The following is a 26,449-nucleotide window of genomic DNA, read 5'->3' as shown; positions in this document are numbered from 1 at the left end:
ATATGTATGGATGAGCGTTTAAATCTTGCGCCTTGTGGTTACGTTACTATCAGCCAAGAAGGTATGCTAATCGATATGAATAAAACCTTCCTTCAAATGACAGGGTTTATGTATGAAGAGATTGCTCAAAAGCATATAGAAACAATTATGTCTAAGACTAATAAGTTTATATTTCATACTTATTTTTATCCCTATATTCGATTATACGGACACGTCGAAGAGTTATTTCTAAGTCTACTGCATAAGGATGGTCAAAGCGTTCCAGTATTGTTAAATGGAAAAAAAGCAAATCGAGAAGGTATAGAGGTAATTGATTGTGTAATGGTTTCTATGGGGAAGAGAATAGGCTATGAACAAGAAATTAGACTAGCAAAAAAACAGTTGGAGGAAGCGTTCCGAGAAAAGGAACTGGCGCTTTCTAAATTAGAGGAATTGCATGAGGAAATAGAGGAAAAGCAAGAAAGACTTATTGAACTAAATGGTAAGCTAGAGAAATTAGCCATAACGGATAAATTGACTGGTTTAAAAAATCGTCGTTATTTTCATATCAAGCTAGAAGAGATGATTATGCAATTTGAGCAGAACAAACAGTCCTTTTCCTTATGCTTAATAGATATTGACCATTTTAAGCAGGTCAACGATACTTGGGGTCATGCGATGGGAGACCAGGTGCTAGAAAGGTTGGCCAAGATAGCAGAAGAAACTGTACGTCCGAAAGATACGGTGCTTAGATACGGCGGAGAGGAATTTATTGTACTTCTCCCACTAACAAATGCACAAGAGGCTAACCATCAGGCGGAACGTTTAAGGTTGGAAATTGAAAAGACTACTTGGCCAATTGACGAAATTACGATAAGTGTAGGAGTTGCAACTTACACGTCTGAGGATACTCGTACAACAGTGGTGGAGAAGGCGGATCATGCGTTGTATTATTCTAAGAGGAATGGTCGAAATAGAGTTACCCATATAAACGACTTATAGGGGGAATATAAATGGTTGCTTTTAGTGTTATTAAAAAAGACCAGGAATATTGGTTAGCTGACCAAATAAAGATGGATATGTCTAAAGATGAATACTGGTCAAAATTGAAAAGTCTTTTAAAAGATTGGAAGGACGAACAGGTGAATTACCTTTCCCTTCTAATGGATGAAGAATACGAACAACAGCTAATGAATGAAGGCTTTTATAAGGTTTCCTCTATTGTGGAATATACACGTCTACTAGATGAAAATTTTACTCTAGATGATGCTTTTCATGTGTTAACTCTTTCAAGAAGTTCGCTTGTAGACGAGGAATTTGCCCTATTATACGATAAATGCAGAAGTGGATCTGCAAACAAAAATAATTTATTTTCCATTGAACAGATAATGGAAGCCTTTGTGAATGAGCTAGGATCTAATTGGCGTCATTATTGTCATATTTTCTTTAAAGGTGAAGAACCCATGGGTATCAGTATTCCGCATATAGAAGACGGAACGGTCGAAGAAGGCAGGCTATTTTACTTTGGAGTAGTACCAGAACAGAGAGGCAAAGGTTTCGGAAAAGTATTTCATCTGTATTCTCTAGAATTATTAAAAAAAATGAACGCCACTTATTATGTAGGAAGTACAGACGAAAACAATGAATATATGATAAGAATTTTCCAAGCAAATGGTTGCATATTAAGAGATAAAAAAGGAATTTATCGGATAGATAAATTAAACTAGGTTAAGCAAAAAGGAGCATGTGATGTTAAATCACTCGCTCCTTTTAATATTACTTATTTAGTGGAAATAGCTTCTACAGTAGAAGCCACTTTAGAAATTATTAATTCACTTCCTAATAGCGGAGATTCTTTAGAAGCCTCAGCAGAACCAGGTTCTGGACGTTTATGGGCTTCCTTGAAGATATCACTATTTCTCCAAGCTTGGAAACCTTCTTCATTTTCCCAATACATATTTACATTCATTTCATCATATTCAGTTGTACCTTGTGTAATAGTAACCTCTACTTTGATGAAGCCTTCCATTTCTTGAAGTGGACTTGGCTTTGTAAAATTTGGAGCCATTCTTTCAGCAAATCCTGGTTTTGTTTTAATACGATTTGTTACGATAATCATTAGACATTCTCCTTTTTTACTTATTTGAGTGTAATTATAACATTTCCTATACGATATATCTTTTCATAGTATCTAAACAGATATTCATCGGCAGATCTTTTAATGAGGAAGCTTAAGGGGTAAAGTAGACGAGCTAGCATGAATTCTACTAAAAGGAGGAGAACTAGATACGTCCTAGTAAGAATATGATTAGATCTTCTAGCTTTTTCACATAAACAAATTGAATTTTATGCTCAAGTGCTTCATTATTATAGATACAAGACTTTTCATAATCAATAAACAGACGATTATGTAAAAGAAATACATTTACACGAAGGAAGTAGTTTATGTCGGAAGCAAATATAACTCGTTTAGAGGTTGATGGCAAGGAAATTATTTTAATTGGTACTGCTCATGTCTCTAGGTTGAGCGCTGAGCAGGTTAAAGAAGTGATTGAAAAAGAAAATCCTGATTCCGTGTGTATAGAGTTAGATGAACAAAGATATCAATCTATTACTGATAATAACAAATGGAAAGAAACAGATATTTTTAAAATCATAAAAGAGAAGAAAGCGACTTTATTATTGATGAACTTAGCTATTTCTTCCTTCCAAAATCGTATGGCCAAGCAGTTCGACATTAAACCAGGCCAAGAAATGATTCAAGGAATTGAAAGTGCAAAAGAAACCGGAGCAGAACTTGTACTAGCTGACCGTAATATCCAAATAACATTCTCTCGTATCTGGCATAATCTTGGTTGGTTAGGTAAGTCTCAGCTTCTTACATCGGTTTTCTATAGCATCTTTAGTAAAGACACCATTTCCGAAGAAGAGCTAGAGAAGATGAAATCGCAGGACACTTTAAATGCAGTACTTGCAGAATTTACAGAGTCATTTCCAAGGCTGAAAACACCTTTAATTGATGAACGAGACCAGTTCTTAGCTCAAAAGATTAAGGAAGCCCCGGGTAAAAAAATTGTAGCAGTATTAGGAGCGGCACATGTTCCTGGTATTACAAAAGAAATTTACAAACATCAGGATTTAGAAAGACTTTCTACAGTCCCACCTAAATCAATTTTACCTAAAATAATTGGATGGTCGCTTCCTATCCTTATCATTGCATTGATCGCTTATACATTTATAGCAAACCCAACAGCAGGATGGGATCAGGCATGGAGCTGGATTATTTGGACGGGAACGATGGCAGCAATTGGGGCAATTGTAGCTTTAGGACATCCTTTAGCAATTGTTACAGCTTTCATAGTGGCTCCAATAACAGCATTGCATCCTATATTAGCCTCCGGTTGGTTTTCTGGCTTGGTCCAAGCTTATATGAAACGCCCCACAATTGGCGACTTTGAGAGACTGTCCGAAGACGTGTTTACGATAAAAGGGTTCTGGAAGAATAAAGTTACACGTGTATTACTCGTTTTAGTTCTAACTAATCTATTTGGTTCACTTGGTACAATAATCGGTGGTGCTGATGTCATCAGAGTGTTCTTTAAAAACCTATAATTATCACTAAAGGAGTAGCGGTCATTTTCGCTCCTCCTTTTTCTATTTTTAAGCAATAGATTTTTCTTTTTGTTATGATGTTTCAACATTATGTATCTTTAAAAGTGGAAGACTTCTGATTATGATTGGCAGATGAGTTCTACTATAATATTAGTTAACAGGAAAAAATGCTTAATTTTTAGGGATAAACAATAGGTCGGAGGGATTAATGGTGGAATGTAGTGGCTGTATGGTAAGAGACTTAGTATTGGAGTTTAAAATCGAAGGTGAAACTAATTTTCAAGTGTTGCCAGATGTAATGGATTTTATCCAAAAGAGGGCATTAAGATTAGAAGAGAACGGCCGTTATTTCACTCTTAAAGAAGATGATGCGCAGGATTTTATAGACTTTAGTAAAGACCATATGGATATCTCTCATATTTCCTTTCGAGTTCCTAAACAAGACTGGAAACCTTTCCATAAAATTGAGGAAATGTTAGAGGTTAAGTGGATTGACAAGGTGATTAAGAATGAACAAGTAATTTGCTACTATCAGCCAATTGTAGATACAGAGAAAAATATTTATGCCTATGAGATGCTTTCTCGATTTTTAGATGAGGAAGGGAATATCCTATATCCTGGAGAAGTTTTTGGCGCTGCTAAAGAGAGAGGGCGTTTATATGCTTTAGATCGGATATGTAGAATGACAGCAGTAAAGTACGCAGCAAAACTAGATAATACAAAAGCATTTATAAATTTTATACCTACTTCTATATACTCTCCTGAGCATTGTCTAAGATCCACCACTGCGGTAGCAAATAGCCTCGGTGTTAATCCTGGAAACTTAGTTTTTGAAGTTGTTGAAACAGAAAAAGTAGAGGATATCAATCATTTAAAAAAGATTATGGCCTTTTATAAAGCTAGAGGGTTTCAATATGCATTAGATGATGTAGGAGAAGGGCATAGTACGCTCCAAATGTTAGAAGAGATTAAGCCTCACTATATGAAGCTAGATATGAAATATGTTCAAGGAGTAGCTACCAATATAGAGAAACAAAAAGTTGCTTTACAATTTCTACATAAAGCTAAAGAAATCTATTCCATCCCATTGGCAGAGGGGATAGAAGAAAAAGAAGATTGGGAATGGTTAAAAAAGAAAGGATATCAATTATTTCAAGGATACTATTTTGGGAAACCTCTCCCACATCCTCTGGAAGATTCTAAATAGTTTAAGTAACCAAAGCTATAAAAAAAACCGAGCAATAATATGCTCGGTTTTTTTATTATGCTTTCTTTTTAGCACTTGTATCTTTGTCTTCTAATTTAAATTCTTCTGCTACATCGTCCACAATGTCCTTTGTAGAGTTTTTGAATTCTTTAAGTGTTTGTCCTACTGCTTTACCTAATTGAGGTAATTTAGATGGACCGAATACGATTAATGCAATGATTAGAATGATTATTAAACCTGGTACGCCGATATTTGGCATGTGATTTCCTCCTAATGGATATAATTGTCTATCTATTCAAGTGACATGAGTGTTAGTTATGTGTGCAATGCTATTGTAGCATGCTAGTAAAGCTTATTCACATTAGTTTTCCTCAAGTTCTTTTTCTAAAAGAGCTTCTTTGGCTAACCGACGCTTATAAGACCAAGCTGATACAAGAATACTAATTTCAAACAATAACAATAAAGGTATGATAATGATGAAATCAGAAATAAAGTCAGGAGGCGTAATAGATACCCCTACAACAACTAATACAAAGTACGAAACTTTTCGCATCTTTCGTAGTCGATCTGGAGTAATAATTCCTAGCTTCGTAAGGAATAAAATAATTACTGGTAACTCAAAAACTATTCCAACTGGAATAATTAAATTGAACATAAATGTAAAATATTGCTGCATTCCATAGGTTTCTGTGGCACCTATAGACTCATTAATATTAGACATGAAGTCTAACATTAAAGGAAATAAAATAAAGTAGCTAAAGCTAATACCGGCCAGAAATAGGAAAAAAGAGACTGGTATAAAGTAAATCGTACCTCTTGCTTCTTTATCCAACAAACCTGGCTTAACAAATAGCCATATTTGGTGCATAGCTATGGGCAAAGTTACTAAAATGGCTAAAACTAATGCACATTTAACGTAAATTAGCAGTCCATCGGTATAGCCAAAAATGTTCCATTCTACGTGTGCAGCTGTAGGCTGTTGTTTTAGGAAATTTAATGTTTTAGGAGCCATCCAAAATCCTAAGGCAAGAGATAGGACAAAGGTTACCGCAATTACAATTAACCTTTTTCTTAACTCAGCCAAATGTTCTACAAGCGTTAGCTCTGGCTCTTGCGGAATTGCCATTATGTTTATCACCCCATCTTATTTAAACAAAGGGAAGCAGTGTTTATATTTAGTACTTAAAAAGCAATTTGTTACATGTTTGTCCTGTACCAACTACCCATTATACTCTTTCCCATGAATTTGTAAACTAGATAACTTTATATTTGTTATATAAGGGAAAAACTGATAACTCCTTATATTCTAAGGGTTTAATAAAAAAAATGAAATATTCAAAGTTGTATTTTTGTGTACTTTTTATGAAGAAATATACTAAAATAATTCTCCAATCATGATGTTGAAATTATTCTCATGACTTTTACGCACTTAAATTACTCTGACTTAAGTATTCTCGAGAAACAATTTATATAGTCGGTTAGTCTCTATCTATTATTCATTTATATTTTATTATCGCCAGGTAAATATTTGTATAAACACTCTTGTTTTCCTGAAAAGGAAGTATATAATTCTATCTATCTCACATGAAATGGGCGGAATGAAAGCATGAGAACGTATAACGAGAAGGTCAGTATTTACCATGGTATGGCTTCTACTATTGCTTTAAACTTTTCTAATAATTTTTTCCCGATTTTTGCTATTACTATTTTAGGGGCAACTAATTATCAGGTTGGCTTAATCAGTTCCCTTCCACCTTTAATCGCTTTGCTAATGACAGTACCAGCAGCTATTCTTTTAAACAAAGCTTACACGCAAAAGAAGCTTGTCGCTGGGTCCATTTTGCTTGCACGATTATGTTTCATATTTATTGTATTAGTCATTTATTTACCGTCTCATTCTATGCAGGCGTGGTCCTTTCTAATTATTATCGCCTTAATCAGCGTGCCCAATACGGTTGCCAATATCGGCTGGCAGACGTTCATCAGTGGGATGATTGCAGAGGAGCGAAGAGGACAATTTTTTAGTGACCGTAATAGATTACTGACATTAGTAGGACTTATAGCTACTTTATTTATCGGTATCGTAATGAGGGAGGCTTCTGCTAGTACAGGGGCATATCAAATTTTGTTTTTAGTAGCCCTGTTATTTGGAATTTTAGAAGTGTATTTTATCATGAAACATAAGGAAGAACCTGTTCGTGTAGAAGAGAGTCTTCTAAAGAAGAAATCGATGGATTGGTCTATTTTTCGAGACTCCAATTACGTATCTTTTTTAGGAGCGGCACTGTTTTTTAACTTTGCCTGGCAGATGGCTTGGGGCTTGTTTAATATATATAATGTGCGAATAGCAGGTGCTACTATTTTCTGGGTTAGTATGTTTTCGGTAGGTAGTATGCTAATGCAGTTTTTTACATTTCCTTTATGGAAACGCTGGGCAGATAAATATAGCAATTTGCGGATGTTTATATGGGCGGCAATAGGTATGGCTACTACTCCTTTTCTCGTCGTGCTGTCTACCAACCTATATTACTTAACTATGATTCAAACAACGTCAGGCTTTTTTCTTTCAGGAACTGTGCTCATTTTATTTAATTTACTTTTAGAAAAGTCACCGGAACAGTCTAGAACGTATTGTATTACAACATATAATGTTTTATTGGCATTAGTTGCGTTTGTTGCTCCTCAAGTGGGTATTATTTTATTAGAGATGGTTGGAATGGAGTCAGCAATGACAATTAATTCGTGTTTACGATTGTTAGGTGCTGGGGGATTTTTCTATGTGTATATTCGACAACGAAATAGATAAAGATGATAGAAGGAGGTCTACTTCATGAAAATTTTACTCCCATTTCTATTAGTATTTATCACTGTTTTATCTTTTTTCAATGCGCAAATAACTAATCCCTTTAAAGAAGACTTTCAAGGTAAACACGTAACCAATTTTCAGCAAGAGTATAAAGAGAGTCAGATAGAGATTGGTATGGTAGGAGATATTTTATTGCACAGTCCCCTCTATGAATATTCTAGCTTCTTACCTTCCTTTCAGGAGGTAGAAAAAGAGATGCAAGGAGTAGACTTCTTGCTAGCAAATCAGGAGTCCATACCAGCAGGTACGTCATTCGGTTTGTCTGGATTCCCTAATTTCTCTAGTCCTGCTCATATCGTTAGGGATCTCAAAGCCGCTGGAGTCGATTTATTATCCTGCGCAAATAACCATACGCTAGATCAAAAGGAAGCTGGTTTATTAGCTGCTATTGAGTCAATGAAAGCAAACGAGATGCCTTATATGGGAGCCTATAAATCATTAGAAGACCAACAAACCGATAGAATATTTGAGGTAAAGGATGTAAGATTAGGTTTTTTAAATTATACTTATGGATTAAATGGCCATCGAATCCCTGAGGGTAAAGAATACTTAGTAAATATAATTGATCGTGAACAAATGAAACAAGACATTCAAGCTTTAGAGGAAAAGGTGGATGTTGTAGTAATGAGCATTCATTGGGGAGAAGAGTATGCCCTAAAGAACAATGAAACTCAAAAAGAGCTGGCGCAATGGTTGGCTGATGCGGGGGTAGACATTATTTTTGGTCACCATCCTCATGTTGTTCAGCCCTATGAAAAAATATCCACTAGCAAAGGAGATACCCATGTCTTCTACTCACTAGGTAATTTTTTTAGTGCTCAACAATTTGATAGTACCAATATCGGTGGAATTGCTAGGCTACAAATCACGAAAAGAGTGGTTCAGGATAAAGTGATGATCCGTATTGAAAATCCTTCATTTATAGGGACGATTGTCTCAAAGGGAGAACCTTTTAAGGTGTCTTTGCTTGAAGAGGCTAACAGTCAAAAAAACGATTGGGTTCAGCATCAAGTTTTTGGTGAATAAAAAAAATCAAGGAGGTTGGGATGAACGAGTCAGACTATGAGCGATTATTAAGAATACAGACAGCTGGAATGAGAGAATGGCAATATCAGTCCTCCCATTATAATCGTTATGAGGCAACCCCATATAGCGCATTACAAAAATTATTTGAATTGTATGATTGGAAGGCTACTAATAGAATGGTAGATTTCGGCTGTGGAAAAGGTAGATTTCCTTTTTATGTCCATTATTTTTATAACGTTTCTGTAACTGGAATAGAGATGAATGGACAGCTTTATCAGGAGTCAATGGAAAACCTCATGAAGTATATGGAAAAAGCTAAGCCAACTCGAGCTTCCATTAGATTTGAATGCTGCTTGGCCGAGGAATACAAAATAGACTCACAGGAAGACTGCTTCTATTTTTTTAATCCCTTCTCTACTCCTATATTTCAAAAGGTTGTTCATAATATTTTAGTGTCATTAGAGGAAGTGGAGCGAACAGTTGATATTATTCTCTACTACCCAACCCCGGAATATCTTCAGTTTTTGGAGGAGGCAACTGCTTTCACTCTTTGGAGAGAAATACGAATACCAGAGCTTTACGAACAAAATCACAATGAACGTTTTATGATTTATCGCTATGAAATATAAAGAAGAGGAAGAATCTGTTTTTAAGATTCTTCCTCTTTTGTGTATTAAATCTGTGGGTAGCTTCTTCAAAGATGTCTGGTAGTTTTAGATGTATCGAATTCTTAGAGACAATGCATCGCTTTTTCTGCCTCCTGCCAAGGAACCTTATATCCGGTGCCCTTTGCACAAAAGATAGAGGTGGAGGTGTATTCCGGATCTGCCTCTTTGTTATACCCAATTCTTTCTATTACTGCCTCTTGGTTATGGCATCGGTCATAGCCACCAAATAAAAGGCTAAGCGTTCCTTTTCCGTGAGTAAAGGAGGCGAAAGTAGTGCTGTAGTTCATAAAAGTAGCTACAGGAACCCTTCCCTTTATAATAACCTTATCACCAGTATTTTCTGGAGACTCAAATGTCCCGTGAGCTTGCTGAACATCCGACAAAACTCTTCCGATTAAATTCATATCCACTTTGATTTTGTAGTCATAAAAAGGTTCCAGAAGGATATTTTGAGCCTTTTCTAATCCTTGTCGTAAGGCTCGGTAGGTTGCTTCTCTAAAATCGCCACCAGAGGTATGTTCATTATGACCTCTTCCGGTCAGTAAAGTGATTTTAACATCGGTCAGTGCAGAGCCCGTAAGTATTCCATGATGATCCTTCTCTAAAAGGTGGTGCTTCACAAGATTCTGGTTACCTATAGACAAATCATTGGCGTGACAAATATTATCGAAAGTCAGCCCAGATCCTCTCCCTATAGGTTCGATCAGAAGGTGAACCTCGGCGTAATGTTTTAAGGGTTCAAAGTGCCCATAGCCTCTCACGGGTGCTTCGATTGTTTCCTTATAAAGAATTTTCGGCTCTCCAAACGTTACATTATAGTGGAAGCGCTCCTTCACAATTTGTACTAGTACCTCGAGCTGGATAACACCCATAACGTGCACATGAATCTCTTGAAAATACTCATCCCAATAAACCCGTAAGGAGGGGTCTTCAGCATCTAGTAGCCTAAAGGATCTTAGTACCTCTTTTACATGGATGGAATCGTCAAACATTACCTTTGACTTTAAAGTGGGTATCAAATCGAAATGGGTCTTACTTTGATTAGCACCAATTGTATCTCCAATAGAAGCAGCAGTTAATCCTGTTACAGCAACTAGTTCACCGGCATTAGCTTCATCAATTGTTTTAAACTTGCTGCCGTTATATTGACGCAGCTGTGTTATTTTCTCATGCTCACTTCCAATTTTCACTTCATCCCTTACTCTCATCTTTCCACTTAAGACCTTTAGAAAGGTTACACGATTCCCGCTCTCGTCATGCCGTATCTTATATACTTGGGCTGTAAAAGCTCGGTCGATGTTGTAGTGTGTGTCTGTAAGCTTGTCGAGAGATTCTAAAAAATCCAACACCCCAATATCTTTTAAGGCTGAGCCATACGCACAAGGGAATACGATACATTCCTCAATCATTTGCTTGAACTTCTTTGTCCAAAGTAGTTCATCAAATCCATTTTCCATGTAAGCTTCCAAAAGAACTTCATCTCGCTCAGCGATAAATTCAATTAATTCTTCAGTATAGCTATTAGTTATGTGACAAGCATCCTCCGATAAGTTAGCAAAAATCTCCTGTAAAACAGCATCAGGATTAGTATCATCGTAATCAATTTTGTTGATAAAGAAGAAGGTAGGTATTTTATGTTTTCGAAGCAGCTGCCAAACTGTTTCTGTATGCCCTTCAATTCCATCAACGGCACTTATTATGATGATTGCGTAGTCCATGACTTGGATAGCTCGCTCCATTTCAGGAGAAAAATCTACATGACCCGGTGTATCGATAATATAATAAGTAGAATTATTATAGGAAAAAACCCCTTGGTCAGCAAAAATGGTAATACCTCTGTTTTTTTCTATGGAGTGACTATCAAGAAAGGAATCCTTATGGTCGACCCTACCTCGTTGTCTAATTGTTTTCGTATGAAAGAGTAGCTGTTCTGAAAAAGTGGTCTTTCCCGCATCGACGTGTGCTAGAATTCCTATAGTTTTATGCATAATATCACCTTTTGTTTACGTCCTTCCTTGTATTATAGCAAAAGGGAGGATAAACAAAAGGTGAGAGTGTGCTATCTAGAAAGAACCTTGGAGCCATTTGCCCTCATTCGATTAACAGCTTTCCAAACCCAACCGTCATGAGGCTTAAACAGAAAGACGAACATAAATAGAACGCCAATCATAGCGGCCATCATACCTGCAATAGAGGTGTTCCAAAGCTTTGCCAAATAGTATCCAGATATAACTGCTGTAATACCAAAAGTCATACTCCATATAATCATCCCGCGAACGCTCTTGCTCATTAGATAAGCAGTAGCAGCAGGTCCGATGAGCATAGCAACAACCAATACTGCCCCCACGCTATCAAACGCAGCGACAGTCGTAAGGGAGACAAGTGTCATGTAAGAGTAATGCATCCCCATTATAGGTAACCCAATGGATAAAGCGAACACAGGATCAAAGGTAGAGAGTTTAATTTCTTTATAAAATAAAACTAGAAAAGCAATATTAAGGAATAGTACAAATAATAGCATCCAAACCGCTTTTGGCATTTCAAACCCTAAAATACTCCAAGTATCCCAAGGAACAAATGCTATTTCACCCATTAGTACATGCTCCACATCCAAATGAACGTTTCCTGCAAACAAGGTAATTAATAATACCCCTAAGGCAAAAAGTGAAGTAAATACTACCCCTATAGCCGCGTCTTCCTGCAATCCTCCTGATTGAAGCACCTGTACTAGAAAAGTGGTCAGTAGCCCTGCGAGAGCCGCACCTATTAGCATCCAAACGCCATTTAAAGATTGTGTAACCATGAAGGCAACTACAATTCCAAACAGCACTGTATGACTAATGGCATCCGCTATCATGGCAGTTTTTCTGAGGATTAGAAAGACCCCCGTTAGGCCACAAGTAATTCCGACAAGGGAGCCAGTTAAAAGAACCCAAAATTCATTCATTGCTTGTCACCTCTTGGGCTATGCGCTGCCGCTTAAATGAACGCTTTTTACGTATTTTAGAAAGTAACCCTCTTGTTGGAGCGAGAAAGTAAGATATTAAAAACAAAGCTGCGGCTACTAAAACGATTATTGGCCCAGTGGACAAGCCAGTACGTAGAGAGCTAATCATAGTGCCGAGAGCTCCCGATAAAGCCCCAAAAAAGGCACTCGTGACCAAAATTATCCCAAGGTGACTGGACCAAAATCTTGCAGCGGCTGCAGGTATTATAAGCATGGCTGCCATTAAAATAACCCCTACTGCCTGAATACCGGTAACAATTGTCAAAACAGTCAATGCGGTCAACAACGTACGTAAACGCTCCACAGGTAATCCAATCCCCTTTGCAAAGATGGGATCAAAAATCATAAGCTTCCATTCCTTGAAGAACAACAAGCACATAAGGATTATTAATACGGCGCTGCCAGATAGCCAAATAAGATCACTTTTTGCCATCGTTGCTGCCTTACCAAAGATAAAGTCATTTAAACCACTTTGATTACCAGTGCCACTTTGGTTAACAATTGTTATTAATACAATGCCTATTCCAAAAAAGACGGATAATATTAATCCAATAGCGGCATCAGCCTTCAGCTTAGAATGATTCACAATCCATTGAATCATATATACAGAAAGTGCAGCAGTGATAGCAGCGCCTATCATGAGGATAGGCAAATCCTTTTTCTCAAAAATTAAATAAGCAAGGGCAATACCAGGAAGTGCAGCATGAGCGGCTGCATCTCCTACTAAGCTTTGCTTTTGAAGAAAAGCAAATGTACCGTTTAAACCGGCTGCTACCCCTAAAAGAATAGCTCCAGTGAGAACCCAAAGAAGATTACCGGATAACATTAATAGTCACCTCTTTCATAAGTCATTTTTTCCTGACTTAGCTTGATCCATAAAAAATAGCTTACCACCGTATGCTTCTTGTAGGTTATCTGGTGTAAAGGTAACCTCGGTAGGACCAGAAGCTATAGTTGTTTTATTTAATAACACAATCCAATCAAAATAATCAGCTGCTGTCTGTAAGTCATGATGAACGACGAACACTGATTTTCCTTGTGATTTTAACTCCTTCAAGATGGAAATGATTGTTCTTTCAGTTGCAGCGTCTACTCCAACAAATGGTTCATCCATGAAGTAAACCTCCGCTTCCTGTGCCAGAGCTCTAGCCAAAAACACACGCTGTTGTTGCCCTCCGGAAAGCTGCCCTATTGATTGTTCTGCAAATGCTTCCATTCCTACGTTTCTTAAGCAATTCAGCGCTATTTGTTTGTCTCTTAAAGAAGGTCTTCTCATCACGCCGATATGTCCATATCGGCCCATTAATACTACGTCTAATGCATTTGTTGGAAAGTCCCAATCTACGGCATTACGCTGAGGAACATATCCAACAATATGATCCTTTGGATTCAGCGGACGCTCTAATATTGCAACAGAGCCGGTTTTATTTGGAAGCTGATTTAGCACGGCTTTAATCAATGTAGATTTCCCTGCTCCGTTTGGTCCAATAATCCCTGTGATTAGTCCCTTCGGAATGGTTAGACTGATGTTGCTCAACACAACTTTTTCCTCGTAAGCAACAGATAAGCTCTTTACCTGTAATGCATTCATTTTGCTACCTCCTATTTTAGTGAATCAACAATCGTATTGACATTATGCTTATACATTCCGATATAAGTTCCTTCTTCTGTACCTTCAGCTCCCATTGCATCCGAGTACAGTTCTCCTCCAATTTGTATGGTGTGTCCCTTTTCCTTCGCACCTTCAATTACAGCATTCATGGCTTTGTCTGACACACTGGATTCGATAAAGACCGCTTTAATATTTTGTTCTACTAAGAAATTAACGATATTCTGTATATCCTTTAGACCGTATTCAGCATCTGTACTAAGACCTTGTAATCCTCGAACTTCCATCCCATTGCTTTCACCAAAGTAATTAAAGGCGTCATGAGCGGTAACAAGAACCCGTTGCTCTTCGGGGATTTCGCTAATGCGTTCCTTCGTCCAACCATTTAGCTCATCTAGTTCCTCAAAGAACTTTCTTTCGTTTTCTGCAAACTGATCTCCATCAGTGGAAAATTCCTCCGTAAGTGATTTTGTGATTTCGTGTGTAGCCAATTTCCAAACCTCAATGTCGAACCAAATATGTGGATCAAATAATTCTGGATGAGCCTCGTCATTTAAGATTCTATCTTTCGGAACTACTTCTCCAATAGCCACTACAGATTTGTCCTTCTTCATTTTTTCAAAAATATCACTCATTTTCCCCTCAAGAGCTAGACCATTATAAAAAATAATATCTGCATCCTCTAATACTTGTAAATCGCCTTGAGTAGCCTTATAAAGATGTGGATCTACACCAGGGCCCATTAAGGATTTTACCTCCACAGAATCTCCAGCAATTATCCTTACGGCATCTGCAATTTGCCCTGTAGTTGTAACGACAAGTGGTTTTTCTTCCCCAGAACCCCCTGCGTTATTGTTACCACAGCCAACCAATAAAACAGCCACAATAAATAAAAATAAGATCTTTTTCACTTAGCACACTCCTTTTCCTTTGTTATAAAGTATTTCCTTAAGGAAACTTTTAGACTAAAAAAATATTATTTTCTTTTATGATAATAAATTTCCTTAAGGAAATATTTGTTCAATAGGTTAACACTTCTTTTTTGAATTGTCAAAGTACTTTATGTAAAAATGAAAAAAAGGTGACTATATGTTGTTAAGAAAATCTGGGGCAGAATACGCAAGTGAGGGGCATTTTGTTTAGAAAGAATTCCAAAAAGGAGATACTCGAAAAACCTTTATTTTTTCGTATGTATTTTATACAAGTGCTATACTGTATGAACAATGATAGTAGGGAGGTAACGATATGCAATATTCAAAATCTAAAATGGAAGAGCTAGTAAAATTTAGTCCTGACTTAGCAAAAAGATTGAAGGAAGTAATGAAGGAGCATGACCTAGAAAAAAGCTTTGCTCTTAAAGCTTTGTACCATTCAGAAGTTAAAGACGGCGGGAAATATCAAAGGGATTACCAAGACCTTTAAATCAAAAAAACGAACCACATGATTAATCTCATTTGGTTCGTTTTTTATATCCTTAATTAAGATCCTACTTGTATTGAAATGACTCGGGACATGCTTGATTTAGCTTTAGGCGGATGCGTTCGGCGCGGCGAGCGGTACCCGTGGCTTGCGATCCTCCACTGTAGTCTCCGCCTGCCACTCCTAGAAGAGAGCCTTTTGGTTTGATAAATAGATACAATGAATGATGATTGTTGGACGAACCAAATAAATTGAACACTGGGTTCATGGAGCTAGAATTTAGATATATTCTTTTTTTCAAAGTTAATATTGGCAAAACCATTTTGGAAGCGTGCGAATGCGCCTTACTTATTCCTCCAATTTCCCTGAAATTTCATTTTTAATCTGATGATGGGCATCAATGAGATTTTGAAGAAAAATATTTTTTTCGTTCATACTCCAGGTTGAACTAAGTTCAATTTCTTTTTTCATTTCATCATAGATAGACTGTAGAGATATTGATGTACTTGCAACATAATTTGTCATTAATACTTGTTTATATTGTTCAATAAAATTCTCTTTTCTCATTTTCAAAATCCTTTCGCCTTTAACATAAAAAAGCATCCTCTTTTATAAAAAAGAAGATGCTAGTTAGTATGATTTAATGGTCAGTACGCTTGGAAACTCAATAAAATCCACGCTGAAAACAGGAGCCCAATAGCTCCAGTGATTTTATTATGTTTTTCGTACGACAGTATTTTCAAGCTATTGCTTGTACATAGCTGCACTTAACACCCCCTATCCGCGTAGGCTTGTGGTGTGTACTTGAAATAGGCAGGTCTCCTGGCTCATGTTCATCGCTCTTCTTTCCTTCCCGTAGTAACCTTACAGTGGTTTATAAAGAATCGCTCCCATTTACAGTTGCGGGACAGCGTCGGTCTTTCACCGAACTTCCCTTTTAAGTTCTCTTGCTAACAAAAGAACACCTAAATCTACACATTATTTAATTGTTCTTTCACTATAACATAAAGAAAGGTATTCATTATAGCAAATTTGGATAAGCGGCCGATGGTTTCCCTTTTTATAATCAATAGAGAGGTGAGGGAAATGATTAGAATGAAAGATTCGTATCGGCTGTATATTCATATTTGCTTTCTATCGCAATTATTTTTTACTTATATATTTACAGTCAATCTGTTGTACCAAGTAAGCGTTGTTAAGCTGGATCCGTTGCAGCTTGTTTTAGTGGGAACTGTGTTAGAGCTAACCGTATTTCTTTTTGAAATTCCAACAGGCGTCATATCTGACTTAAAAAGCCGGAAGCTGTCCATTATTATTGGTTATTTTTTGATAGGGACGGGTTTTTTATTGGAGGGTTTGTTTCCTTATTTTATAACGGTTTTATTGGCCCAGGTGGCATGGGGGATAGGCTATACCTTTACAAGCGGATCACAGCAAGCTTGGATTGCAGATGAAATAGGAGAAGAGAAGGCCTCTTTAGCATATATGAGGGGAGCTAAGGCTGGAAATTTGGGTCAATTAATTGCCATTCCGTTAAGTATTTTAACCGGTTACTACATGATTAATCTTCCTATTATTATGGGAGGCGTATGTATGATAGGCTTGGCTATTTTTCTTATAATTTTTATGAAAGAGAATCATTTTAAACCAATAAAAATAACTGAAAGAATTAATACATTGGAGACAATGAAAGAGAGTTTAGGGAAAATCATTCATTATTCAAAAGCAAGCTTTATCCTGCGAATGCTATTTCTAATTGCTCTGTTTATAGGTTTTTATAGCGAGGGCTTTGATCGTTTGTGGCTTACCCATCTACTGGAGATGGCTAGAATAACCAGTTTGCCAAATGAACAGCTAGTGTTATTGACTGGTGGTATTCAGCTGGTGATAGTACTCGTGTCATTTGCAATACTTCACTTTCTAAATAAAAGTACAATTTATCAGGATCTGCGAACGATATATATCGGTCTTTTTATTGGTAGCTTCAGTATAGTGGTAGCATTAATCGGCTTTGCAGTTTCGAAGTATTTCATTGGCTTGTTTATTTGCTATGTCTTAATTCAAGTGAGTCGAAAAGTAATGTACCCATTGGAGGATATTTGGTTAAATAAAATCATTCCAGATTCCTCGACTCGAGCAACGTTTTTCTCAGTCAAAGGTCAAGTGGATGCCATTGGACAAATAAGTGGTGGGCCTGTTATTGGATATATTGCCACAACCTTTGCCATTAGGACTGCCATCATTGTTAGTGCCGTAATTTTAAGTCCAGTCCTGTTTTTATATCACATACTTTTGAAGAAAGCTAAGGGTCGGGAATAACAATATAAAGACCAGCAGGTATAGAAATTTTAGCTACCATGAACACAATACTATGTTCATGGTCTTTTTTGTATGGAGGAAACCTGATGGAGTATTGATAACCAGTTCTATTTAGCAAATAGAAAGAAATTCTACATATGCTTGTTTGAGCTGGATTTTCTCCGGCTAAAAGCAACCTCCTAAATCGGAAAATAAACTTGTTCTATATTTATTGTTTCTCCTTAACCGGAAGGTATATCTCCATGTAGATTTTGTCGTACTCCCAATCATGGCAGTGTTCATCATAGTATTCAAAATCATAGCTATCTTCATCTACTTCATAATGAGAGTCTGGTAGCCAGTCCTCTAAAATATATTGCCAAGTTCCTTTGATAGAGGAAACAAATTGCTCTTTTGGAACCATAGGTGTTTTAAATACCGCATATGTAGAAGCTTTGACATGAAACTTAAGAATTCCCTCTGGGATCGTTGTTCCCTCGTCAAAATTTACCGCAAATAAATATGTGAAATGATCTTCTAGCTCAGGTCCACTAAGATTAAAGCAGTATTCACCATGCTTTTTAGGGGACAGGAGATTATATAGAGTGGTCTCAATAGATTCTTCGGAAGATATTCTTTGATCCCAAAAGGCAGGAGCATCTCTTGTATAGGCTATATTCCTTAAGCGTGTTTCAAAAGTTTTTCCTGCGACTGTAAAAGGAGACATAGAAAGAATCTTAGGCTGAAGAACTATTCCCCCTGTTTTCTTTTGTAGAAGACTTTCTAAGCAAAGCCTTTGGGGTAACGAAATGGGACAATGCATCTTATATAGGCTTGGGGGACTACCGAAGCAGCGCTTAAATGATTTAGTAAAGCCGGCATGTGTTTCAAATCCATACTCAAATGCTATATCAATAATTCTTTTCCCCATTATCAAATCTACCAAAGCATATTGTAGCTTCCTTTTTTGTACATAATCCATCGGTGTATAACCAATAGTTTGATGAAAAATACGAGAAAAATGAAAGGGAGAATAACCGATAAGCTTTGATAGGGTATCAGTACTTATATCTTCCTTAATATGATCATCTATATAGTCAATTACCTTTTGTAATAGTTGCGTCATTGTAAAATACTCTCCATAAAATTTAAATTTTCAAAAAATATAATATATAATAGTCTATAATAAAAGAAAGAGATTGACTAGAGGGGGATGGATAATGGAGGAGCTTATAAGTAAGGTTCAAAAGTTGATTAAACCTTCCAAGGGAACTTGGGGAATTGTATTAGAGGATTTAAATACAGGAGATAAGTGGGAATACAATGAACAAGAGCTGTTTTACGCAGCGAGTGTGATTAAGGTACCAATAATGGTTGCAGTTTTTCGAGCGGTGGAACGTCTTGAACTATCATTATCTGATTTGATAATACTGGATAAGGATGAGTATGTGGGGGGCTCTGGAGTTCTTCAGCATTTAACTCCAGGTACTTCACTACCACTATCAGATATCATACTTCTGATGATTATTCAAAGCGACAATACAGCAACGAATCTTTTAATAGATTTAGTTGGAGTAGAAAATATTAAACAGACGATGAAAGAAGCTGGTATGGAACATAGTACATTTTATAACAAGCTTATGTTGAGTAAGCCAAATCCACATGGCACAAATCGTATTGCTGCAAAAGATGTTGGTATCTTGCTGACTAAAATAGCTCAAGGAGAGATTGTTAGTGAACAAGCAAGCAAGCAGATGATAGAAATCATGAAAAAACAACAGATGAGAGATTGTTTACCAGAGAAGCTTCCTTCTCCATACTCTAACTTTGATAATGGGATGCCTGCTTGGGAATTCGCAAATAAAGGAGGTTGGATACCGGGTACTCGACATGATGTGGGAATATTTTTTGTAGGAGATAGAAAATTAGTTGCAACCGTGCTTTCGGAGAAGGAGGATGACGTTCTCGCCAAAAGGATTCTTTCTCAAATAGGCTATGAAATATATCAGTACTTGTGTAAAGGAGAATAGAGAATAACTATTCCTTCGTGTGTATATTAATATTCTTAAAAGAAAAAGAAACTGTATAAAAGGAAAAAACTTTGACTGATTGATGGTCAAAGTTTTTTATATGTTCATTCGGATAGTTCTTTGGCTAAAGCTCTCCCTGTTTCTCTTCCTGTGAAAAGACAGCCTCCTAAAAAGGTTCCCTCCAAAGAACGATATCCATGCATTCCTCCGCCACCAAAGCCTGTGACCTCACCAGCGGCATAGAGGCCAGGAACAGGATATCCTTCTGAATTTAGGACACGACCGCCTAAATCTGTTTGGAGCCCACCTAATGTTTTACGGGTTAGAATATTCAAACGAACAGCAATCAAGGGACCATTTTTACTGTCCAATATTTTATGAGGAGCTGCTACACGAATAAGCCTGTCTCCAATGTAATGACGAGATCCTCTTAAGGCAGTGATTTGAAGATCCTTTGTAAACTTATTATCCATCTCCCGGTCACGAGCTATAATCTGCTTTTCTATACTTTCGTAATTTAACAAGCTATTGCCGGTAATTTTATTCATTCCTTCGACAAGTTCTTTTAAATTTGAAGCGACGACAAAGTCTTCTCCCTTATCCATGAAAGCTTTAACTGGAGCAGTTGGGCCAGGTAAAATACGTTTTAGCACTTGTTTGATGCTTTTTTTAGTAAGGTCAGGATTTTGCTCTGAGCCAGATAATGCAAATTCTTTTTCAATTATTTTTTCTGTGAGGATAAACCAAGAGTAATCATATCCAGTATCTTGAATGGCCTTTAATGTACCTAATGTATCGAAGCCAGGGAAGTTTGGCGCGGGAAAGCGATTGCCCTCTGCATCCAACCAAATGGATGAGGGACCAGGCAGGATACGGATTCCATGTTCCTTCCATATTGGATCCCAATTCTTAATACCTTCAGTGTAGTGCCACATTCGATCCTTATTGACCAAACGACCACCGGCTTTTTCTGCAATTTCCATCATTCGGCCGTCTACATACTCTGGAACACCTGAAATCATGTTAAGAGGAGGGGGTCCAAGGCGATTTGGCCAATTTTGACGAACCAGGTCATGGTTAGCTCCAATACCTCCACTTGTAACTACCACGGCTTTAGAAAAGAACTCAAACTGATCAATCACTTCTCTTGAACTGGCTTGTCCTCTTTCTACGTTACTTGCCACTAAAATAGATCCGCCTACACCAGTCACTCCATTATTATTAGTAAGTAGACTATCTACTCGATGACGTGGCTTATAAGTAACTAACCCCTCTGAAATTGCTTCTCGCACACGTTTTTCAAAAGGAGAGATGATGCCGGGACCAGTGCCCCAAACAATATGGAACCGAGGAACTGAATTGCCATGCCCATCTGCTAAATATCCTCCTCGCTCTGCCCATCCGACTACCGGAAAGAATCGAACCCCTTTTTCATGCAACCAGGCTCTTTTTTCTTCATAGGCAAAACGTACATAAGCCTCTGCCCATTTTTTTGCCCAGTATTCTTCCTCATTATCGCCATCAAACCCTGCCGTTCCTAACCAGTCCTGCCAAGCAAGCTCATAGGAATCCTTAATGCCCATTCTTCTTTGCTCAGGTGAGTCTACAAGAAAGAGCCCTCCAAATGACCACCAGGCTTGTCCGCCTAGAGAGCTTTCTGGTTCTTGGTCTAATAGCAAAACCCGCTTCCCAGCATCGGTTAGTTCGGTCGTGGCAACCAGCCCAGCTAATCCTGCTCCAACCACAATTACATCAAAATTCATTCTCCTATCCCCTTTTTAAAAAATATACAAATAGTTCTGAAAATAATTAACCTAATACTATTATACTTCCTTTTTATGCTAATTAACTATCGGGTTATGATAACAGACTTTGAAAAGTGACCCATGTTATAATGGAAATATTATTGGAGGTAATACGTTGAAAAATTCAAACGAGTATCCGTCATTTATTTATACATTTGCATACAACGATGCAGAACGCTCTCTTTGTCATCTAGAGATGCGCTCTTTTTTTGGATATGATACAGAAAAGAAAATACTGAGAAGTGATATAAGGATAGATCCTAGTCGAAGCCCTTTTATGAAGGGAAGAATCGACATATTAGCAGAGGGAGATACTATAGAAGAAATTATTACTACTGCCCATCTATTTGGTAAAGAGGGGGAGACAAACAAGGTGGTCTTTCTCAAGATAAATGATAGGCAAGGAGACGATAAGATTCAAAACAATGAGCGTCTTCAAATTGAACGAGCTATTGGCTCTGAAATGATGGGGGATTTTGATCTTCATAATCCAGATCAACTGTTTGCTGTTGTTCCCTATGAAAAGCGCTGGTATTTTGGGACATATAAAAAAAGTGAGCCCATCTGGTTTAATCATATAAAAAAACCGAGAGAATATTCTACTGCACTTAGTACGAGAGTAGCGAGAGCTGTAGCTAATATTGCTGTTCCTCATCCAGCTAGTATTCGAGCAATCGATCCTTGCTGTGGTATTGGAACGGTGCTGGTAGAGGCTCGGTCTATGGGAATTGATATTGTAGGAAGAGATATTAACCCGCTAGTTTGTATAGGCTCAAGAGAAAATCTAGAATACTTTGGATTAACAGGCGATGTGAAAAAGAGTGCGATTCAAGATATTGAGGAAACCTATGACGTTGCAATCATCGATTTACCATATAATCTATATACTCATGCTTCATGGGAAGAACAATTGACCATATTAACGCACGCGAAAAGAATTGCTAAGCGGGTAGTGATTGTGACGATTGAATCTATGGACGATCGATTAAAATCAATTGGACTTCATATAAAGGATCGTTGTACTACAACAAAACAACAGTTTGAGCGAGAAATTTTAGTTTGTGAGTGAAAAGTATTAGAAAGGGGAGGAAAGGATGCAAGAGCTCTCTCTAGGTGGACTTTTAGATGTAGTTGGTCAATTATTTTCTGATGAGATATCGATAGCCGTCTCGGATAAAGAAAAATACATATACTATAGACCAAGCACACGCATAGACTTAAAGATAAAACCAGGTGACCCTATAAAAGAAGGAACACTAGCGTATAAAGCGTTGCATAGTAACCAAAAGGTCTCTGAGTTTATCAACCGAGAAATGTTTGGCGTTCCTTATCATGGAATGGCTGTACCCTTGCAGCATAATGGTGAGGTGGAGGGAACTGTATTAGCCATCTATCCTGCTTTAACTGATGGGAAATCCGTTATCACCATCAAAACGCTAGATGGTTGGATGCCTGTCCCTTTTTCAGATGTTATCTATTTGGAAGCAAGAGATCGAAAGACACATATCGTGACGAAAGATTTTACTGGCACCCATGCAGGTTCTTTACAGGACTTTGAATACAGACTGCCAAGAGAGTCCTTTATTCGCTGCCACCGCTCTTTTATCGTCAATGTTCATCAGATTAAAGAAATATACCCAGATACTCATTCAACCTTTGTATTAGCTATGCATACGGGAGAGAAGGTATCTGTCAGTCAATCATACTCTAGCTATTTTAGGAAATTATTGGGATTTTAAATTACAAAGCTCGGATAAGGGGATAATCTCTTTTTATTCAAGCTTTTTTTATTTGTTCCTTTTTCTGAGACGGTCAAATATGAATTTTTTAAAAAATTTTCTCTGTTTTAGTCATTGTTTTTTCTGTTTTATCCGCTTTAAAAGTGTCTTCGACTGTTTTTATCAAATTTGTGACGATACACGATAAAATAATTAGACAAGGCAACGAACGAGGGGGATGTGTCTGTATGTTAAAAAATCTTAATCGTGTAAAAAATTCAAAACTACACGACTTAATAGTAAGCGCAGAAGAAGCTGCTTCCTGGATCCAAGATGGAATGACATTGGGTTTAAGTGGATTTACACGTGCGGGTGATGCTAAGGCGGTTCCATTAGCATTAGTAGAGAGAGCGAAAAAAGAAACATTTAAAGTGAATATTTTTACGGGGGCCTCTGTAGGTTCTGATATAGATAAGCTTCTATCAGAAGCAGGAATCATCAACAAACGTTTACCATTCCAGGCGGATGCAACTATGAGAAAGCACATTAATGCAGGTGATCATCTATTTGTTGATCAGCACTTGTCTCATACATCCGAATTAATTCGTAATGGAGTTTTACCGACAGTCGACTTCGCTATTGTGGAAGCGGTTTCAATTACTGAGGATGGGATGATTATACCAACTACTTCAGTAGGTAATTCTGCGACCTTCGTTACCCATGCAAATAATATTGTTATTGAAATAAACGTAGCACAACTAGAAGAATTTGAAGGCTTACATGATGTTTACGAACCGGCACCACAAGGAGAGAATAGAAAGCCAATTCCTGTAAGCTCTGTAGATGAACGTATTGGAACAATCGGTATTCCTTTTGATGCTTCTAAGGTTAAGGGGATAGTTTTTACTAAGTATACGGACTCTCCGTCTACAATTGTTCCTCCTGATGAGGAAACAAAGGAAATGGCAGACCATTTACTAGCTTTCCTTCGTGAGGAAGTAAAAGCTGGAAGATTAACAGAAAAGCTAGCGCCTATTCAAGCAGGTATAGGCTCGGTAGCAAATGCGGTGTTACATGGAATGATTGATTCGGAGTTTAAGAACCTTGAAGTATACTCAGAAGTATTACAAGACTCTGTTTTTGATTTGATAGATGCGGGTAAGGTAGATTTTGCTTCTGGGTGCTCGATTACTCTATCAGATGAAAAGATGGAACAGGTATTTGGCAACTTCGATCAGTATCGTGACAAGCTAGTACTAAGACCACAGGAGATCACGAATCATCCTGAAGTAATTCGTCGTCTTGGTCTAATCTCGATTAATACAGCATTAGAGTTTGATATATATGGAAATGTTAACTCCACTCACGTTTGCGGAACAAAAATGATGAATGGTATTGGTGGTTCTGGAGATTTTGCACGAAACGCCAAGGTAGCTATTTTTGTAACAAAGTCTATTGCTAAAGGCGGTAATGTCTCTAGTATCGTTCCATTTGTTTCACATGTGGATCACACGGAGCATGATGTAGATGTAGTAGTGACAGAACAAGGCTATGCAGACCTACGTGGTTTAGCACCTCGTGAGCGAGCGTCATTAATCATTAATAATTGTGTGCATCCGATGTACAGAGATCAGCTAAGTAGTTATTTTGTGGAGGCGCTTTCTAGAGGCGGACAAACTCCACATGTATTGGAGAAGGCATTCTCTTTCCATACAAAGTTTGCAGAAACAGGAACTATGTTAGACAAAGAAGAATCATTAGCATAAGAGAGAACCCGTATCCTATTGTTGGATACGGGTTTTAAATTTAAAGACAATGAGTGGTTATTTGTATCCATCCCATAAACATACATGAAAAGCATGAATGATAGATTGCTGATTTCCGCTTTCGCCGGACGCGTTCCGCGGGGTGATCGATAAGCCATCACCGTCGCATGCGCGCCGTATGTGATGTCTTATCTGTCTCACTCATCCTGCTGGAGTCGCCGCCTGTCGCTCCAATCACACATATGTAGCACCGGTTAAGGAGTCTGGACATAGAAGAAGGGCAATGGACAGACAAACGTCCTTAGATTATTGAAAAAGAGGGTATTCGTGACTCAAGTCACGGATATCCTCTCAAGATTTCCTTAGTATTGATATTGATAAGTCTTTACTCAAGCATACCGAAACAATAAGAAATGTCTCTTTAGCTTTTCATTAATGAATGTCTTTTTTCTTAAATCTACCGCCTTGAACCTCGGCGATGTTACCTACTGCTAAAAAGGCATGGGAATCTATCTCTTCCACAATAGATTTTAGCTTGGCCTCCTCTAATCGAGTGACAACGGTAAAGATTACCTTCTTACTGTCTCCTGTATAAGCGCCTTCTCCATGTAGATAGGTTACTCCACGGCCGAGACGGTCCATTACAGTGTCTCCAATATCCTCTACCTTTTCACTAATGATGAAGACGGACTTAGATTCATCCAAACCTTGTATAACTATATCAATCGTTTTAAATGCTACAAAGTAGGCTAAAAAAGAATACATAGCTTGCTCCCAATTGAAGACAAATCCTGCTATGGAGAATATCACAAGATTGATAATCATAATAATTTCCCCAACGGAAAAGGGTAGGGACTTATTAAATAAAATAGCTAGTATTTCGGAACCATCCAATGATCCTCCGTTACGTATAACTAATCCTACACCAACACCAAGAACGATGCCTCCAAATACTGTAGATAACAGTAAATCCTTTGTAAAGGGATCGATATGATGCAAATAAGAGGTGCAGAGAGACAGTATAGTAATACCGAAAAGGGTAGAAAGGGCAAAGGTTTTCCCGATTTGTTTGTAGCCTAGGAAAAAGAATGGGATGTTTAATATGAAGATAAAAATTCCTAATCTAACTCCTGTTAAGTGTGAAATGATGATTGAAACTCCTACAACTCCACCATCGAGAATTTGATTGGGGACTAAGAAAAGTTCTAGGCCGACCGCCATCAAGATAGCTCCAATAGCTATCATAATCATTCGTCCAGCAACAACTTTTTTGGGGGTTCTTCTGTGGGGCACTTTTAACTTTGCTAGCTCAATCGCTACTTCACTCAATTTAATCTCCTCTTTTCTAAAAAAATAGCCATTCTTCTATTTTATAAAAAAATTCAAATAATTAAAAGGGTAATCCAATATATTAATAAAATAATCTAAAAAATACTATT

25 protein-coding genes and 1 riboswitch are annotated in these 26,449 nt (G+C 37.5%); of the genes, 13 read left to right on the top strand and 12 right to left on the bottom strand.

Annotated elements, in window-relative coordinates; genetic code table 11:
- Positions 1-6: 6 nt before the first annotated feature.
- The gene (locus tag MHB55_RS21070) at positions 7-981 is read left to right on the top strand and encodes a sensor domain-containing diguanylate cyclase (RefSeq protein WP_144540139.1); all 975 of its coding nucleotides are present in this window, start codon (positions 7-9) and stop codon (positions 979-981) included.
- 11 nt (positions 982-992) lie between these two features.
- Positions 993-1,706, top strand: coding sequence for a GNAT family N-acetyltransferase (locus tag MHB55_RS21065; protein ID WP_144540137.1), 714 nt, complete (start codon positions 993-995; stop codon positions 1,704-1,706).
- Positions 1,707-1,759: 53 nt separating this feature from the next.
- Here the strand turns inward: MHB55_RS21065 and MHB55_RS21060 are convergent, their stop codons facing one another.
- Entirely contained in the window at positions 1,760-2,098 is a 339-nt protein-coding gene (locus MHB55_RS21060) for a heme oxygenase (protein ID WP_144540135.1), read from the bottom strand.
- Between the two features lie 326 nt (positions 2,099-2,424).
- Here MHB55_RS21060 and MHB55_RS21055 point away from each other — a divergent pair, with 326 nt between their 5' ends.
- Together MHB55_RS21055 and MHB55_RS21050 are read left to right on the top strand one after the other, a co-directional pair.
- A complete protein-coding gene (locus tag MHB55_RS21055; protein WP_144540133.1) occupies positions 2,425-3,591 on the top strand; it encodes a TraB/GumN family protein in 1,167 nt (388 codons plus the stop codon).
- Between the two features lie 208 nt (positions 3,592-3,799).
- A complete protein-coding gene (locus MHB55_RS21050) occupies positions 3,800-4,798 on the top strand; it encodes an EAL domain-containing protein (protein WP_313955912.1) in 999 nt (332 codons plus the stop codon).
- A 55-nt stretch (positions 4,799-4,853) separates the two neighbouring features.
- On the opposite strand, the gene tatA is transcribed toward MHB55_RS21050, so the two are convergent.
- Together tatA and tatC are read right to left on the bottom strand one after the other, a co-directional pair.
- Complete coding sequence (gene tatA, locus MHB55_RS21045; protein ID WP_144540131.1) at positions 4,854-5,057, bottom strand: twin-arginine translocase TatA/TatE family subunit; 204 nt, start codon at positions 5,055-5,057, stop codon at positions 4,854-4,856.
- Between the two features lie 102 nt (positions 5,058-5,159).
- The gene (gene tatC / locus MHB55_RS21040; RefSeq protein ID WP_144540129.1) at positions 5,160-5,924 is read right to left on the bottom strand and encodes a twin-arginine translocase subunit TatC; all 765 of its coding nucleotides are present in this window, start codon (positions 5,922-5,924) and stop codon (positions 5,160-5,162) included.
- Between the two features lie 480 nt (positions 5,925-6,404).
- On the opposite strand from tatC, the gene MHB55_RS21035 reads away from it, so the two are divergent.
- Genes MHB55_RS21035 through MHB55_RS21025 form a run of 3 tightly spaced genes read left to right on the top strand, consistent with a single transcriptional unit; the run spans position 6,405 to position 9,319 of the window.
- The gene (locus MHB55_RS21035; RefSeq protein WP_340863928.1) at positions 6,405-7,604 is read left to right on the top strand and encodes an MFS transporter; all 1,200 of its coding nucleotides are present in this window, start codon (positions 6,405-6,407) and stop codon (positions 7,602-7,604) included.
- Between the two features lie 24 nt (positions 7,605-7,628).
- Positions 7,629-8,690, top strand: a complete 1,062-nt coding sequence (locus MHB55_RS21030; RefSeq protein WP_340863927.1) for a CapA family protein — start codon at positions 7,629-7,631, stop codon at positions 8,688-8,690.
- 20 nt (positions 8,691-8,710) lie between these two features.
- Positions 8,711-9,319 carry an SAM-dependent methyltransferase gene (locus MHB55_RS21025; RefSeq protein WP_340863926.1) on the top strand — a complete coding sequence of 203 codons (609 nt, stop codon included), beginning with the start codon at positions 8,711-8,713 and terminating at the stop codon, positions 9,317-9,319.
- 101 nt (positions 9,320-9,420) lie between these two features.
- Here the strand turns inward: MHB55_RS21025 and MHB55_RS21020 are convergent, their stop codons facing one another.
- The 5 genes from MHB55_RS21020 to MHB55_RS21000 form a co-directional block, all read right to left on the bottom strand.
- Positions 9,421-11,346, bottom strand: a complete 1,926-nt coding sequence (locus MHB55_RS21020) for a translation factor GTPase family protein (RefSeq protein ID WP_340863925.1) — start codon at positions 11,344-11,346, stop codon at positions 9,421-9,423.
- Positions 11,347-11,417: 71 nt separating this feature from the next.
- Entirely contained in the window at positions 11,418-12,305 is an 888-nt protein-coding gene (locus MHB55_RS21015; RefSeq protein WP_340863924.1) for a metal ABC transporter permease, read from the bottom strand.
- Positions 12,298-13,191, bottom strand: coding sequence for a metal ABC transporter permease (locus MHB55_RS21010; RefSeq protein ID WP_340863923.1), 894 nt, complete (start codon positions 13,189-13,191; stop codon positions 12,298-12,300). The genes MHB55_RS21015 and MHB55_RS21010 overlap by 8 nt, the downstream gene beginning before the upstream one ends.
- Positions 13,192-13,206: 15 nt before the next feature.
- Positions 13,207-13,956, bottom strand: a complete 750-nt coding sequence (locus tag MHB55_RS21005; RefSeq protein ID WP_144540116.1) for a metal ABC transporter ATP-binding protein — start codon at positions 13,954-13,956, stop codon at positions 13,207-13,209.
- An 11-nt stretch (positions 13,957-13,967) separates the two neighbouring features.
- Positions 13,968-14,885, bottom strand: a complete 918-nt coding sequence (locus MHB55_RS21000) for a metal ABC transporter solute-binding protein, Zn/Mn family (RefSeq protein WP_151111977.1) — start codon at positions 14,883-14,885, stop codon at positions 13,968-13,970.
- 334 nt (positions 14,886-15,219) lie between these two features.
- Here MHB55_RS21000 and MHB55_RS20995 point away from each other — a divergent pair, with 334 nt between their 5' ends.
- The gene (locus MHB55_RS20995; RefSeq protein ID WP_169361273.1) at positions 15,220-15,396 is read left to right on the top strand and encodes a hypothetical protein; all 177 of its coding nucleotides are present in this window, start codon (positions 15,220-15,222) and stop codon (positions 15,394-15,396) included.
- A 345-nt stretch (positions 15,397-15,741) separates the two neighbouring features.
- Here the strand turns inward: MHB55_RS20995 and MHB55_RS20990 are convergent, their stop codons facing one another.
- Complete coding sequence (locus MHB55_RS20990; protein ID WP_144540112.1) at positions 15,742-15,960, bottom strand: hypothetical protein; 219 nt, start codon at positions 15,958-15,960, stop codon at positions 15,742-15,744.
- Positions 15,961-16,188: 228 nt separating this feature from the next.
- A riboswitch (cobalamin riboswitch) is annotated at positions 16,189-16,377 on the bottom strand.
- Between the two features lie 102 nt (positions 16,378-16,479).
- Here MHB55_RS20990 and MHB55_RS20985 point away from each other — a divergent pair.
- Positions 16,480-17,712 (top strand): MFS transporter, encoded by a 1,233-nt coding sequence (locus MHB55_RS20985; protein ID WP_186318230.1) that lies wholly within the window; start codon positions 16,480-16,482, stop codon positions 17,710-17,712.
- A 208-nt stretch (positions 17,713-17,920) separates the two neighbouring features.
- On the opposite strand, the gene MHB55_RS20980 is transcribed toward MHB55_RS20985, so the two are convergent.
- Positions 17,921-18,817, bottom strand: coding sequence for an AraC family transcriptional regulator (locus MHB55_RS20980; protein ID WP_340863922.1), 897 nt, complete (start codon positions 18,815-18,817; stop codon positions 17,921-17,923).
- A gap of 94 nt (positions 18,818-18,911) precedes the next feature.
- Between MHB55_RS20980 and MHB55_RS20975 the strand changes: the two genes are divergently transcribed.
- Positions 18,912-19,721 (top strand): serine hydrolase, encoded by an 810-nt coding sequence (locus MHB55_RS20975; protein ID WP_144540106.1) that lies wholly within the window; start codon positions 18,912-18,914, stop codon positions 19,719-19,721.
- A 104-nt stretch (positions 19,722-19,825) separates the two neighbouring features.
- On the opposite strand, the gene MHB55_RS20970 is transcribed toward MHB55_RS20975, so the two are convergent.
- A complete protein-coding gene (locus MHB55_RS20970) occupies positions 19,826-21,484 on the bottom strand; it encodes an FAD-binding dehydrogenase (protein ID WP_144540104.1) in 1,659 nt (552 codons plus the stop codon).
- A gap of 157 nt (positions 21,485-21,641) precedes the next feature.
- Between MHB55_RS20970 and MHB55_RS20965 the strand changes: the two genes are divergently transcribed.
- From MHB55_RS20965 to MHB55_RS20955, 3 genes are all read left to right on the top strand, one after another.
- Entirely contained in the window at positions 21,642-22,595 is a 954-nt protein-coding gene (locus tag MHB55_RS20965; RefSeq protein ID WP_144540102.1) for a TRM11 family SAM-dependent methyltransferase, read from the top strand.
- A 25-nt stretch (positions 22,596-22,620) separates the two neighbouring features.
- Positions 22,621-23,265, top strand: a complete 645-nt coding sequence (locus tag MHB55_RS20960; protein WP_144540100.1) for a LytTR family DNA-binding domain-containing protein — start codon at positions 22,621-22,623, stop codon at positions 23,263-23,265.
- A gap of 227 nt (positions 23,266-23,492) precedes the next feature.
- Complete coding sequence (locus tag MHB55_RS20955) at positions 23,493-25,010, top strand: acetyl-CoA hydrolase/transferase family protein (protein ID WP_151111986.1); 1,518 nt, start codon at positions 23,493-23,495, stop codon at positions 25,008-25,010.
- Between the two features lie 432 nt (positions 25,011-25,442).
- On the opposite strand, the gene MHB55_RS20950 is transcribed toward MHB55_RS20955, so the two are convergent.
- The gene (locus tag MHB55_RS20950) at positions 25,443-26,261 is read right to left on the bottom strand and encodes a YitT family protein (protein ID WP_144540312.1); all 819 of its coding nucleotides are present in this window, start codon (positions 26,259-26,261) and stop codon (positions 25,443-25,445) included.
- Positions 26,262-26,449 lie beyond the last annotated feature (188 nt).

Origin of the sequence: Psychrobacillus sp. FSL K6-1267, from assembly GCF_038003265.1 — a bacterium.
Classification (GTDB): domain Bacteria; phylum Bacillota; class Bacilli; order Bacillales_A; family Planococcaceae; genus Psychrobacillus; species Psychrobacillus faecigallinarum.
This window is presented reverse-complemented; position numbering and strand designations above follow the sequence as displayed.